The following is a 12,792-nucleotide window of genomic DNA, read 5'->3' as shown; positions in this document are numbered from 1 at the left end:
GCCGGGTCCGGAATCCGGGACGCCGATGCCGGTCAAGCGCAAGCGGCCGCGGATCCCCGGCTGGCTGCGCGGCGTGATCTGGGCCGTGGTCGCGATCGCGGTCATGTCCACCGCGTCGTACGCCACCGGCGTTTCGGCGCTGACGTCCAGCAACACCGCGTCGACCGCGCTGCGGCTGGCGCTGCCGATCCTGCTGTGTGCGCTGGGCGGCCTGTGGGCCGAGCGCGTGGGCGTGATCAACATCGGCCTCGAAGGCATGATGATCCTCGGCACCTGGGGCGCGGCCTGGGGTGCGTATTACGGCGGCGCGTGGGTCGGCCTGCTGGCCGCGATCGCGTTCGGTGCGCTGGGCGGGCTGCTGCACGCGGTGGCGACGGTGACGTTCAACGTCAACCACATCGTCTCCGGTGTCGCGATCAACCTGCTCGGGCTCGGCGTCGCGAAGTATCTGGCGAACCTGATTTTCGAGCCGCTGTCGGGAAACCCGCGCCAGTCGCCGCCGGTGCCGAAGTTCGACACCTATTCGGCGGCCGGATTGTCGGACTGGCTGGGCTCGCTGGAGAACCAGCAGCGCGTCGGGCTGTCTGATGTCGCGGGCATTCTGCGCGGACTGGTGACCGGCGTCGCGCCGCTGACCATGCTCGCGATCGTGCTGATTCCGGTGAGCTACTGGATTCTCTGGCGCACCCGGTTCGGCCTGCGGCTGCGTTCGTGCGGCGAGAACCCGGTCGCGGCGGAGTCGCTCGGCGTGAACGTGTACCGCTACAAGTACGTCGGCGTGCTGATCTCCGGTGGGTTCGCGGGCATGGGCGGTGCTTCGCTGGTGCTGCTCAAGGGCGGCGCGGACTACCTGGAGAACCAGACCAACGGCCGCGGTTACATCGGTCTGGCCGCGATGATCTTCGGCAACTGGCGGCCGGGCGGGCTCCTCGGCGGTGCCGCGCTGTTCGGGTACTCCGACGGTCTGCAGCTCGCCGGCGGCGGCGATGCGGTGTTGGCGTTGCTGTACGGCGCGGTCATTCTGCTGGCGATCATCGTGATCGTGCAGCTGATCCGGAAGCGCTGGCTCGCGGCTGCGCTCGGTGTCGTCGGCGCTGGGATCCTTTACGCGATCTACTGGACCAACGACACGCTGCCGAGCGACTTGATCCCGTACACCGCGCACTTCGTCACGCTGATCGTGCTAGCCGTTGCGTCGCAACGACTTCGGCCACCCAAGGCGGACGGTGCGCAGTATCGGCGAGGTGAGGGCGACTAATGTCCGAAGTGGACTGGGAAGGTTTGCGCGCGGCTGCGGTTTCAGCTGCCTCGTACGCTTACGCGCCTTATTCGGGACTGCACGTGGGCGTCGCGGCCATTGTGGACGATGGCCGCCAGGTAACCGGATGCAACGTCGAAAACGCTTCGTACGGCTTGGGTTTGTGCGCTGAGTGCACAATGGCCGGACAATTGCGACTGTCCGGCGGCGGCCGTTTGGTTGCCGTCGCTTGCCGCAGCGGCGCGGGCGAATTGCTGATGCCTTGTGGACGGTGCCGCCAGATTCTGTTCGAACTCGGCGGTTCTTCTTGCCTGGTCGACACTCCGCGCGGGGTGCTGCCGATGTCGGAGGTGCTGCCGGACGCGTTCGGGCCGGAGGATTTGCCGTGACTTTCGCTGCGGTAGACGTCATTCGAACCAAGCGGGACGGCGGGCGGCTGAGCGACGAGCAGATCGACTGGGTCGTCGACGCCTATACGCACGGGGCGGTCGCGGAAGAGCAGATGGCCGCGCTGGCCATGGCGATTTTCTTGCGTGGCATGGACGACGGCGAGATCGCACGCTGGACCGGCGCGATGATCGACTCGGGTTCGCGGCTGTCGCTGGACGTCGCGCGCCCGACCGTGGACAAGCACTCGACCGGCGGGGTCGGCGACAAGATCACCTTGCCGCTGGCTCCGCTGGTCGCGGCGTGCGGGGCCGCGGTGCCGCAGCTGTCCGGCCGCGGGCTCGGCCACACCGGCGGGACCCTCGACAAACTGGAGTCGATCCCCGGTTGGCGCGCGGCGCTTTCGCTGGACGAGATCGCGGCGCAGCTGAATTCAGTCGGCGCGGTGGTCTGCGCGGCTACCGAGGGGCTGGCTCCGGCGGACAAGAAGCTGTACGCGCTGCGGGATGTCACGTCGACTGTCGAGTCGGTGCCGTTGATCGCCAGCTCGATCATGAGCAAGAAGATCGCCGAAGGTGCTTCAGGCCTTGTGCTGGATGTGAAGGCTGGGTCCGGGGCGTTCATGAAGACTGTGCCGGAGGCGCAGCTTCTCGCGCGGACGCTCGTGGACATCGGGACTGCGCACGGGGTTGCTTGTACGGCGTTGATCACCGACATGAGCACGCCGCTCGGCCGGGCTGTTGGTAATGCGGTGGAGGTCGCGGAGGCCGTTGAGGTTCTTCGCGGTGGCGGTCCGGCTGATGTTGTCTCGCTGACGGTGGCGTTGGCTCGGGAAATGCTTGCTTTGGCGGGGATTTCCGCGGATCCGGCTGAGGCGCTGGCTTCGGGCGAGGCGTACGAGGTGTGGTGCCGGATGATCGCCGCGCAGGGCGGAGACCCGTCGGCTGAGCTGCCGCGTCCGGCGCACGTGCACGTTGTCGCCGCGCCGGAGTCGGGAGTGCTGACGTCGCTGGACGCCTACGCGGTGGGCGTCGCGGCTTGGCGGCTCGGGGCTGGCCGGGCGCGTAAGGAGGACCCAGTGCAGGCTGCGGCGGGGATTCTGTGTCACGCGAAGCCGGGCGATGCGGTGGTGGCGGGGGAGCCATTGCTGGAGCTGCATACGGACACTCCGGACGCTGTGCCTGCTGCTCTTGCCGCTTTGGAGGGCGCGTTCTCGGTGGGGGCTGAGGCACCTGCTGCGACGGGGATCGTGCTGGAGACCGTTCGTCCCTGAGGTTTTGACACGACGAAGCCCTGCCCGGAGTTCTGGGCGGGGCTTCGTTGTTGTTTCTGGACCGGTGGGGCTGTGTTGTTGCTTCTGGACCGGCGGGGTTTCGTGCTTGCTGGTGGGCCGGTGGGGCTGTGTTGTTGCTTCTGGACCGGCGGGGTTTCGTGCTTGCTGGTGGACCCGTGGGGCTTTGTTCTTGTTGCTGGCCAGCGAGGTTTCGTGCTTGCTCCTGGACCTGCCGGGCTGCGTTCCTGCTTCTAGACCAGGTTGTTCACACTCGTCCCTCGGTTGTGGATCAATCGGCCTCCGCATGCTTTGCGGGCCGGTTTCGTCGGATAGCGCCGGTAGACTGGGCATGGGCAGCCCCCCAGAGGAGGGCGGGGGTGGGCTTCGGCCCGGCCACCGAGGAGGGCCAAGCCGAGGAGGTCGTGCGGCTGGCCTTTGTACGCGGCTCGTGGCTGGGGAACAGCTCGTCTTCGCCTGGGTTTCTGGTGGAGATGTGGTTTATCCAGCGCTGTCGGCGAGGCGGCTTGTTGCACTGTTGGTCTTGGCAGCAGCAGTCTTGAAGAAGTGGCTGCGGAGTTCAGGCGGCTGTGCACTGCGAGCGATCATGCTTGATACCGCGTCCGGGTTCTGGCCGCTGAAACGACGAAGCCCCGTCCGCGTCCCGGACTGGGGCTTCAAGCAAAACCGTCAGTTGACTCATCCGAGCGGCTGCCAGCCTCCCCTTAGCGTCAGCGGGCTTAGACGAGCGCCCGGCCCGCGAGCGGCGACGCGGCTGCTTGCGGCACCTGAAAACGACGAAGCCCCCGTCCAACCCAGTGGACAGGGGCTTCATGCAAAAACCGTCAGTCAGTCGACTCGTCGGCGTCGCCGCCAGCCTTGGCCTTGGCGTCAGCGGCCTTCGGCGAACGCCCGTTCCGCGAGCTGCGGCGCGGCTGACGAGGGGCCGGAGGCGGCGGCGCGATCTGCTGCACCGCGGGTCCGCCGCCCAGCATCAGTTCGGCGAACGTCGCCATCGCTTCGTCCAGCTGGCCGCCGATGCGGCGGACCGATTCGTCGTTGCTGCGGCGCACCAGCGAGTCGACCGAGTCGGTGTCCGGCTGCTTCGACAGCGTGCTTTCGACCTTCGACAGGCCGCTGCGGACCGAGCCGTCCAGGTCGCCGATGCGGCCGGTGACGTCGTCTTCGACCTTGTCGATGCGGCCGGACAGGTCGTCGAGACGCTGGGTGATCGTTTCGAGCTTCGTGCCCACGGAGTCGAGGCGCGCGGCCGGGTCGATCATCTCGCCGGTGTCGGAGACCGCGCTCTTCAGCGCGTCGGTCGCGTTCGCGATGCGTTCCTTCGTCGCGCGGTCCAGTTCGTCCACGCGGGAGCGCAGTTCCTGGTCCGTGGTCTCGATCCGCTCGCGCAGCGACGTCTCGGCCATCTCGATCCGGTCGCGGATCGGGCCCTGCGTGGCCTGCGGCAGCGATTCGAGCTTCGCGTCCTGCTTGTCCAGGTGCCCGCCCAGCTCGTCGAGCCGACGGTGGATGTTCTGCAGCTTGTCCTCGAGCCCGTCCATCCGGCCCGCGACGCCCTCGAACCGCGCCGCCACGCCGTCGAGGCGTCCGTCGAGCTGGGCGAAGGGCTTCGCCAGCTTGTCGACGATGCTCTCCACCGCGTGCGTGAGCGCGGCGATCGCGTTGTCCTGGGACTCCAGCCGCGTCATCGCCTCGTCGAGGCGCTCCGCCAGCACCCCGACCTCGGTCCGGTCCGGCATTTCCGACAGCCGCTTGCGCACCGCGCCGAGGGAGTCCACCGGCGCGAGCCGGGCGTAGATGTCGTCGAGCGCGTCGAAGATCTGCTGCTGCTCGCTCTCACGAACCTCGGCCGCGCGCACCAGCATGTTGCGCATCCGGTCGAACGACGGAGCGGCAATGTGGTTGTCAGTGGTCACTGCGGTGTCCTTCGTCGGCGGGGAAAATGGAAGGGACTGACCCGAGCTTATCGATGAAGAAAATTGCTGTGCGTATGGCCCCCGGGGAACGCGGATAAGGGGCGCGCCACCCGGATGGCCGATTCCTTGCGCACAGTGCTGAGCAGAGGGTTGTTCCGGTGCTCTCGGTTACGGCCAGGTAGGGGAATGACAGCGAGGCTACCGTTGGAGCATGTCGGACGTAACCCCGCTGAGCGCGGAGATCCTGCGCCGTGCCCCCAAGGTCCTGCTCCACGATCACCTCGACGGCGGCTTGCGCCCGGGCACGGTCGCCGAACTCGCCGAGGATCTCGGCTACCGGGACCTTCCCGCGACGGATCCCGAGGAACTCGGCCGCTGGTTCCGCGCCGTCGCGGACTCCGGTTCCCTCGTGTCGTACCTCGAAACGTTCGCCCATACGTGTGGTGTCATGCAAACCGACGATGCGCTGGTCAGGGTTGCCGCCGAAGCGGTGGAAGACCTGGCCGCGGACGGGGTCGTGTACGCCGAGCTGAGGTATGCGCCGGAGCTGTTCGTGGAACGCGGACTGTCACTCGATGCAGTGGTTGAGGCCGTCCAGGAAGGCTTCGCCGAAGGGATGCGGAGGGTAGCCGCGGGCGGTGGCCGGATCCGGGTGCGGACCCTGTTGTGCGGCATGCGCCAGCACGCCCGCGCGCTCGAGATCGCCGAACTCGCGGTGCGCTACCGCGACGCCGGCGTGGCCGGATTCGACATCGCCGGACCGGAGGACGGATTCCCGCCCACCCGAAATCTGGACGCATTCGACTATTTGCGCCGGAACAATGCGCACTTCACTATTCATGCCGGCGAAGCGTTCGGACTTCCGTCGATCGGCGAGGCAATCCAGTACTGCGGTGCGGAACGGCTCGGGCACGGCGTGCGGATCGCGGAGGACATCACCGCCGACGCCGACGGAAATGTCCATCTTGGACGGTTGGCGGGCTACGTCCGGGACCGGCGCATCCCGCTGGAAATCTGCCCCTCGTCGAATGTCCAGACCGGAACCGTGCCGTCGCTGGCCGAGCATCCGATCGGCCTGCTCGCCCGGCTGCGCTTCCGCGTCACGGTCAACACCGACAACCGGCTGATGAGCGGATGCACGATGACCAGTGAATTCGCCGCGCTGGCCGAGACGTTCGGCTTCGGCCTCGACGACTTCCGCTGGTTCACCATCAACGCCATGAAATCCGCGTTCCTCGATTTCGACGAGCGGCTCGAGCTGATCGAGAAGGTCGTCAAACCCGGGTACGCGGCGCTCGGCTGAATCCCGGCTCCGAAGGCGCGGCCGCCCCCGAAAGGCGGTTGCGTTCGTTAGCTATGCCAACTATCGTTCACTATGTAAGACATATTTCTCAAATATTGAGACGGTGGACGGAATGGCGCAGGTCGAGACCGGGGAGCAGGTGCGGCAGAAAGGCAGCTCGCGGCGGTGGCTGATCCTCGCGCTCGGTCTCGCCGCGCAGACCGCCAGTTGCTCTTTCCTTTACGGGCTGCCGTTTCTCGTGCCCGCTATGCGCGAGGCTGACCACTTGACGCTGGCGCAGGCGGGCACGGTCGTCGCGGCGCCGAGCATCGGCCTGTTGCTGACACTGATTGCCTGGGGCGCGGCTGCGGACCGTTACGGCGAGCGCCTCATCATGGCGCTCGGCCTGGGTGTTTCGGGGTTACTCCTCGTGTACGCCGCCCTGTGGCACCACCCAGTCGGCCTTCTCTTTGGCGTGTTTCTCGTGGCCGGTGCGTGCACGGCTTCGGTGAACGCGGCGAGCGGCCGGGTCGTGATGGGCTGGTTCGCCAAATCCGAGCGCGGCGTCGCGATGGGGATCCGGCAGACGGCGCAGCCGCTGGGTGTCGGCGTGGCCGCGCTCGGGCTGCCGCCGCTGGCCGCGCAGTGGGGATTCCAGGCGGCGATGCTGCTTCCCGCCGCGCTCGCGGTCGGAGTGGCGTTGCTGGTGGCGGCGTTCGTCGTGGACCCGCCGCGGCCGCCACGCGCGGCGAAGGGGGAGCGGCCGCCGTCGCCGTACCGCAAGCCGTGGCTGTGGCGAGTGCACGGCGCGAGCGCGCTGTTGGTGGTGCCGCAGTTCGCGGTGTCCGCCTTCGCGCCGGTGTATCTGGTGTCGCAGCATCAGTGGACCGCCGCGCAGGCCGGGGTGTTCGTCGCGGTGGCTCAGGTGCTCGGCGCGCTCGGGCGGCTGGCGTCGGGGTATTGGTCGGACCGGGTCGGCAGCCGGTTGCGGCCGATGCGGCAGCTCGCCGTCGCCAGCGTCGTCGTGATGCTGCTGGTCGCGGTCGGCGACGCGACGGGGCTGTGGCTCGTGCTGGCCGCGCTGGTGCTGGCGGCGGTGATCACGGTGGCGGACAACGGTCTCGGCTTCACCGCGTCGGCTGAGCTGGCCGGCGTCGCGTGGTCCGGTCGGGCGATGGGGACGCAGAACACCGCGCAGAACATCGCCGCGTCGCTGACGCCGCCGTTGCTGGGTCTGGTGATCGGGGACAGCCGGTATGCGCTGGCTTATTGTGTAGCGGCGATTTTCCCGCTGCTGGCAATAGGTTTGGTGCCGGTGCGCGCGGAGTCCGAAAAGGACTAAGCGCGCAGGCCGTCGAGAAAGAACGCCAAATGCCGTCGCCAGGTTTCGGGTGATTCGCGGATCAGCTGCGACATCGCGGAGACCAGCGGGGCGAGATCCGCGGGCTCGAAATCGGCGCGCAGCTGACCGGATTCCTTTGCCCGGTCGATGATTCGCGCCGCGTGCTCGAAACCGGTGTGGCACGCCTCCAGGACAGCGGGACTCAGCGGCAGCCGTCGGGCGAGGGCGTCGCTGAGTCCGTGATCCTTGGCCTGCAACGCAAATAGCCCGTCGAGGAATCCGGTGAAGCCCTGCCACGGGTCCGGCTCGGCCAATGCCGTTGTCGCGAGGTCGTCCAACGCGGCGAGTTGCGCGGGCAGGATCGCGTCGACAAAGGCGTCCCGAGTCGGGAAGTGCGCGTACAGCGTGCCGATGCTGACCCCGGCGCTGCGGGCGATCTGCTCCAGTGGCGCGTCGAGGCCGTGCTCGCCGAACGCGCGCGTCGCGGCGGCCAGCAGCTTGTCGCGGTTGCGGGCGGCGTCCGCGCGCAACGGCTTCGATCCGGTGGCCATGGGAGCCATCGTACAAAGTCGAGGGCACCCTCGGGTTTTGTGGTAGCTTGGCGAACGAAGTCGAGGGTGCCCTCGATTTAATCCTGGGGAAGGACAAGCCATGACCACTCGCCCGACCGCCGTCGTCCTCGGAGCCGGACCCGGTCTCGGAATGTCGATGGCACACCGGTTCGCCGACGAGGGATACAACGTCGCGCTCGTTTCGCGTACCGCTGAGCGGCACCCGGCCTACCTGGCCGAACTCGACAACGCGGAAGCGTTCGTCGGCGACGTCCGCGCCGGGATCGGGGCGACGCTCGACGAAATCACCGAACGGTTCGGCATCATCGACGTCGCCTACTACGGCCCGGCCGCGATCGAAGCGGACAGCATTCCCACGGACATCACCGACGCGACCGTGGACGCCGTTCGGAAAGCGATGAGCTGGGTGTATCCGGCGGTCGAGGTCGTCGGCAAGCTGCTGCCAGGAATGCTGGAACGCGGCAGCGGCGGATTCCTGTTCGCCGGCGGGCTCAGCGCGGTGCGGCCGCTGCCCGCGCTCGGCGCGCTCGCGGTGTCGTCAGCGGCGTTGCGGAACTACGCGCGGACGCTGCACGAGGGGTTGGCCGGAACCGGGGTGTACGCGGGCAGCCTGATCATCGGCGGCCTGATCGAACGCGGCGACATCCACCGGATGGTCGCCGCGCAGCCGGAAAAATACGGCGACGCCAGCGGTCACACCCTGGATCCGGATGTGATCGCCGGCGTCGCCTGGAAGATGTTCTCCGCCGGTGACTCGGCCGAGAGCGTGTTCGACGCCCTCTAAGAGGTTCAGACCACCGTGAGGCGGTTCTCGAAGTCCTCCACCAGCTTGCGCCAGGCGCTCTGCTCGGTGTCGAACGGAGCGCTCGGCTCGAGCCGGCTCGGGTCCGGCCGCAGCACGAACGACACCAGCCAGCCGAGGCTTTCGTTGGCCGCCAGCGCGGTTTCGACGGTGTCGTCGCCCGCCCATTCGGCGGCGTCGGTGATCAGCTCGACCGCCAGCTCCAGCTGGGTCGGGTCGATCGACTCCGGGCCCTCGGCGATGTCGTCGTCGAGGCCGGGGAAGACGTAGGTGTTGTCGGTGTCGACCTCCACCTCGAGCTCGTCGGCCGCCGCCTTCTCGCGCACCTCGTCCCAAGTGGACACGCCGGCGATGTCGGTATCGGCCAGCTCGTCGCCCGCCTTGATCGCCTTGAGCAGCGCCTTCGGCGAGCTGAACACGTCGATCTCGCCGTCGTTGCCGAGGAACACCGGCTTGTCGTCGAGGTAGCAGCGCAGCGTGTAGTACTCCGCGCCGGAGGTGACGATCTTGATCGGGTCGATGCCGACCTCGCCCCAGAAACCGACCGGCTCGTCCTCGGCGTCCTCGTCTTCGCCGTCGACGGCTTCGAGGTCTTCCGGCCCGCCGTCCTCTTCGCCGGCCTCCGCCTCAGCGGACTCCTCGTGGAAGGCGGCCAGCTCTTCGGCGGTCTGCTCCAGCACCGCGGCGTCGACGTCCGGCACGGTCACCAGGTTGTCGATCGCGTCGAGCACGGTGTCCCACTTCTCGGAGACGGCCTTCGACAGGTCGTTCCAGAGCGCTTCGCCCTCGCGCCCGGTGAACGGCAGCCGGCCCTGCTCCAGCAGCGAGAAGCCCTCGTAGGCGTCGAGCACCTCGTGCACCTCGTCCAGCTCGCACACGTCGGCGAGCGAACGCACGATGCCGACGATCTCGGCCAGTTCGCCGATCGTCCACGAGTCCGGCTCCTCGGCGACCAGTTCGGGCACGCCGACGAGGTCGTAGGAGTGGTCGTCGTCCGGGATCAGCTCGGGCACGTTCAGCGCGGGCACCGCGTCCCACGCCGGGTGGTCGAGCAGGTCGTGCTGCTCGGCCGTGCGCACGAAGGCGGCCAGGTGCGCGGCGTCCGGGAAGGCGTACAGGTCGTCCTCGTCGCCGAGGAACGCTTCCCACTCCTCGCCGTCCTCCCGCCACCGCGGGGCCCAGAGGGTGACCACGTCGCCCTGCGGCAGCCCGAGCTCGATCGGGATGATGTCCTGTGCCATTGCCGAATCCTCCGCGAGTACCGCCCGTGTGCGCGCCCGCCTGTCCGTCCCCTCCGGCAGCGCGCGGTACCGGAAGCCTACGGGTTAGGGCAAGCACCCGCGATCTCCCCTGCACCTGCGGCCGGGGGCGGGATGGCACGATAGGTGCCGCGATGACTCTCACCGACCTCCTGCCAGCGGATCCCGACGCAGATGCCCTGTTCGAAGCCTTCACGACGTGGACGGCCGAACGGGGGATCGAGCTGTACCCCGCGCAGGAGGAGGCGGTGATCGAGGTCGTCTCCGGGGCCAACGTGATCCTGTCGACGCCGACCGGCTCCGGCAAAAGCCTCGTGGCGGTCGGCGCGCACTTCACCGCGCTCGCACACGGCAAACGCAGTTTTTACACCGCGCCGATCAAGGCGCTGGTGTCGGAGAAGTTCTTCCAGCTCATCGAGATCTTCGGGGCCGACCAGGTCGGCATGATGACCGGCGATTCCAGCGTCAACGCGGACGCGCCGATCATCTGCTGCACCGCGGAAATCTTGGCGAACATCGCGTTGCGCGACGGCGCCGGCGCCCCGGTCGGCCAGGTCGTCGCGGACGAGTTCCACTTCTATTCGGAACCGGACCGCGGCTGGGCGTGGCAGGTCCCGCTGATCGAGCTGCCGAACGCACAGTTCGTGCTCATGTCGGCCACGCTCGGCGACGTTTCGTTCTTCGAAAAGGACCTGACCCGGCGGACCGGACGGCCGACCGCGGTGGTCACTTCGGCGCAGCGGCCGGTGCCGCTGACCTTCCGGTACGCGCTCACGCCGCTGCACGAGACGATGTCCGAATTGCTCAACGGCGGCCAGGCGCCGGTGTATGTCGTGCATTTCTCGCAGGCCGCGGCCATCGAGCGGGCGCAGACGCTGATGAGCATCAACGTCACCACCAAGGCGGAGAAGGAGGCGATCGCCGACCTGCTCGGCGACTTCCGGTTCTCCGCCGGATTCGGCAAGACGCTCTCGCGGCTCGTGCGGCACGGCATCGGCGTGCACCACGCGGGCATGCTGCCGAAGTACCGGCGGCTGGTCGAAACGCTTGCGCAGTCCGGGCTGCTGAAGGTGATCTGCGGGACGGACACGCTCGGCGTCGGCATCAACGTGCCGATCCGGACGGTGGTGTTCTCGGCGCTGACGAAGTACGACGGCGTGCGGCAGCGGCATTTGAAGGCGCGCGAGTTCCACCAGATCGCCGGACGCGCGGGCCGGGCCGGCTACGACACCGACGGTTATGTCGTCGTGCAGGCCCCGGATCACGTGGTGGAGAACGCGAAGGCGCTGGAGAAGGCGGGCGACGACCCGAAGAAGAAAAAGAAGATCGTTAGGAAGAAAGCGCCGGAGGGCTTCGTCAACTGGACCGAGAGCACGTTCGACCGGCTGATCGCGGCCGATCCGGAACCGCTCACGTCCAGCTTCCAGGTCAGCCACTCGATGCTGCTGAACGTGATTTCGCGCCCCGGCAACGCTTTCGACGCGATGCGGCATCTGCTGGAGGACAACCATTCGGACCGTCCGACGCAGCGGAAGCTGATCCTGCGGGCGATCGAGATCTACCGTTCGCTGCTGGCCGCCGGCGTCGTGGAACGGCTGCCCGAACCGGACGCCGAGGGGCGCATCGTTCGCCTGACGGTGGATCTGCAGTTCGATTTCGCGTTGAACCAGCCGCTTTCGCCGTTTGCGTTGGCCGCGGTGGAATTGCTGGACATGGAGTCGCCGTCGTACGCGTTGGACGTGGTGTCCATTGTGGAATCCACTGTGGACAATCCGCGGCCGGTGCTGTCGCAGCAGCAGTTCAAGGCGCGTGGTGAGGCCGTGCAGGCGATGAAGGCCGACGGCATCGAGTACGACGAGCGGATGGAGCTTCTCGAGTCCGTCACGTACCCGAAACCGTTGGAGGAGCTGCTTAACGCGGCTTACCAGTCTTATCGCGCCGGACATCCGTGGGTGGCGGATTACGAGCTGTCGCCGAAGTCGGTGGTGCGCGATATGTACGAGCGCGCGATGAACTTCGTGGAATACGTGGGCTTTTATCAGCTCGCGCGTTCTGAGGGTTTGGTGCTGCGCTACCTCGCCGACACCTACGACGCACTGCGGCACACCGTGCCGGACGAGGCGAAGACCGAACCGTTGCAGGACCTCATCGAATGGCTTGGCGAGCTGGTGCGCCAGGTCGACTCGAGCCTGCTGGACGAATGGGAAGCGCTGCGGCATCCGGACGAGGAGGGCCCGGTTTCGCACCGTCCGCCCGCCGAGCCGCCCGCGGTCACTCGCAACGAGCGAGCGTTCCGTGTGCTGGTGCGCAACGAATTGTTCCGCCGGGTGGAGCTGGCTTCGCGCCGGGCTTACGACACCCTGGGCTCGCTGGACTCCGGCTCCGGCTGGGACGCGGACGCGTGGGAAGACGCGATCGAGGACTACTTCGACGAGCACGACTCGCTGGGAATCGGCCCGGACGCACGCGGTCCGGCTTTGCTGCTGATCGAGCAGGAGCCGGATCTGTGGCGGGTGCGGCAGATCTTCGACGATCCGGCTGGGGACCATGACTGGGGGATCAGCGCGGAGGTCGATCTGCGTGCCTCGGATGAGGTGGGCAGTGCGGTGGTTCGGGTTGTGGACGTGAATCAGCTCTGAGGGTTTCGGCCACGGTGTGCGAGCCCATGGGTTGGCTCTTCCGG

At 67.8% G+C, this 12,792-nt stretch carries 10 protein-coding genes; 7 read left to right on the top strand and 3 right to left on the bottom strand.

All coding sequences use genetic code 11. The features are described 5' to 3' along the window. Positions 1 to 25 precede the first annotated feature (25 nt). Genes AB5I40_RS22320 through AB5I40_RS22310 form a run of 3 tightly spaced genes read left to right on the top strand, consistent with a single transcriptional unit; the run spans position 26 to position 2,918 of the window. Positions 26 to 1,258: an ABC transporter permease gene (locus AB5I40_RS22320; protein WP_336160549.1), complete on the top strand. Its 1,233-nt coding sequence runs from the start codon at positions 26 to 28 to the stop codon at positions 1,256 to 1,258. Then, positions 1,258 to 1,647, top strand: a complete 390-nt coding sequence (locus AB5I40_RS22315; protein ID WP_370932085.1) for a cytidine deaminase — start codon at positions 1,258 to 1,260, stop codon at positions 1,645 to 1,647. Before AB5I40_RS22320 ends, AB5I40_RS22315 begins: the two co-directional genes overlap by 1 nt. Further along, a complete protein-coding gene (locus tag AB5I40_RS22310) occupies positions 1,644 to 2,918 on the top strand; it encodes a thymidine phosphorylase (protein ID WP_370932084.1) in 1,275 nt (424 codons plus the stop codon). Before AB5I40_RS22315 ends, AB5I40_RS22310 begins: the two co-directional genes overlap by 4 nt. An 842-nt stretch (positions 2,919 to 3,760) precedes the next feature. Here the strand turns inward: AB5I40_RS22310 and AB5I40_RS22305 are convergent. Continuing rightward, positions 3,761 to 4,852: a PA containing protein gene (locus tag AB5I40_RS22305; protein ID WP_370932083.1), complete on the bottom strand. Its 1,092-nt coding sequence runs from the start codon at positions 4,850 to 4,852 to the stop codon at positions 3,761 to 3,763. Positions 4,853 to 5,063: 211 nt separating this feature from the next. On the opposite strand from AB5I40_RS22305, the gene AB5I40_RS22300 reads away from it, so the two are divergent. Together AB5I40_RS22300 and AB5I40_RS22295 are read left to right on the top strand one after the other, a co-directional pair. After that, positions 5,064 to 6,155: an adenosine deaminase gene (locus AB5I40_RS22300; RefSeq protein WP_370932082.1), complete on the top strand. Its 1,092-nt coding sequence runs from the start codon at positions 5,064 to 5,066 to the stop codon at positions 6,153 to 6,155. A gap of 112 nt (positions 6,156 to 6,267) precedes the next feature. Further along, positions 6,268 to 7,476 (top strand): MFS transporter, encoded by a 1,209-nt coding sequence (locus tag AB5I40_RS22295; RefSeq protein ID WP_370932081.1) that lies wholly within the window; start codon positions 6,268 to 6,270, stop codon positions 7,474 to 7,476. Here the strand turns inward: AB5I40_RS22295 and AB5I40_RS22290 are convergent. Further along, positions 7,473 to 8,027: a TetR/AcrR family transcriptional regulator gene (locus tag AB5I40_RS22290; RefSeq protein WP_370932080.1), complete on the bottom strand. Its 555-nt coding sequence runs from the start codon at positions 8,025 to 8,027 to the stop codon at positions 7,473 to 7,475. The genes AB5I40_RS22295 and AB5I40_RS22290 overlap by 4 nt on opposite strands. A gap of 100 nt (positions 8,028 to 8,127) precedes the next feature. On the opposite strand from AB5I40_RS22290, the gene AB5I40_RS22285 reads away from it, so the two are divergent. Beyond that, positions 8,128 to 8,832, top strand: coding sequence for an SDR family NAD(P)-dependent oxidoreductase (locus tag AB5I40_RS22285; protein WP_370932079.1), 705 nt, complete (start codon positions 8,128 to 8,130; stop codon positions 8,830 to 8,832). A gap of 5 nt (positions 8,833 to 8,837) precedes the next feature. Here AB5I40_RS22285 and AB5I40_RS22280 read toward each other — a convergent pair whose 3' ends face one another. Continuing rightward, a complete protein-coding gene (locus AB5I40_RS22280; protein ID WP_354742329.1) occupies positions 8,838 to 10,091 on the bottom strand; it encodes a primosomal protein in 1,254 nt (417 codons plus the stop codon). A 152-nt stretch (positions 10,092 to 10,243) separates the two neighbouring features. Between AB5I40_RS22280 and AB5I40_RS22275 the strand changes: the two genes are divergently transcribed. Beyond that, entirely contained in the window at positions 10,244 to 12,748 is a 2,505-nt protein-coding gene (locus AB5I40_RS22275) for a DEAD/DEAH box helicase (protein WP_370932078.1), read from the top strand. Positions 12,749 to 12,792: the final 44 nt, after the last annotated feature.

Origin of the sequence: Amycolatopsis sp. cg13 (assembly GCF_041346965.1) — a bacterium.
Lineage (GTDB): Bacteria > Actinomycetota > Actinomycetes > Mycobacteriales > Pseudonocardiaceae > Amycolatopsis.
Note: the sequence above shows the minus strand (reverse complement) of the source record. Positions and strands in the feature narration are given on the sequence as shown.

Coding starts and splice junctions, on each gene's coding strand:
- AB5I40_RS22285 (WP_370932079.1), top strand. CDS start 8,128: ATGACCACTCGCCCGACCGCCGTCGTCCTCGGAGCCGGACCCGGTCTC.
- AB5I40_RS22295 (WP_370932081.1), top strand. CDS start 6,268: ATGGCGCAGGTCGAGACCGGGGAGCAGGTGCGGCAGAAAGGCAGCTCG.
- AB5I40_RS22290 (WP_370932080.1), bottom strand. CDS start 8,027: ATGGCCACCGGATCGAAGCCGTTGCGCGCGGACGCCGCCCGCAACCGC.
- AB5I40_RS22300 (WP_370932082.1), top strand. CDS start 5,064: ATGTCGGACGTAACCCCGCTGAGCGCGGAGATCCTGCGCCGTGCCCCC.
- AB5I40_RS22280 (WP_354742329.1), bottom strand. CDS start 10,091: ATGGCACAGGACATCATCCCGATCGAGCTCGGGCTGCCGCAGGGCGAC.
- AB5I40_RS22320 (WP_336160549.1), top strand. CDS start 26: ATGCCGGTCAAGCGCAAGCGGCCGCGGATCCCCGGCTGGCTGCGCGGC.
- AB5I40_RS22275 (WP_370932078.1), top strand. CDS start 10,244: ATGACTCTCACCGACCTCCTGCCAGCGGATCCCGACGCAGATGCCCTG.
- AB5I40_RS22315 (WP_370932085.1), top strand. CDS start 1,258: ATGTCCGAAGTGGACTGGGAAGGTTTGCGCGCGGCTGCGGTTTCAGCT.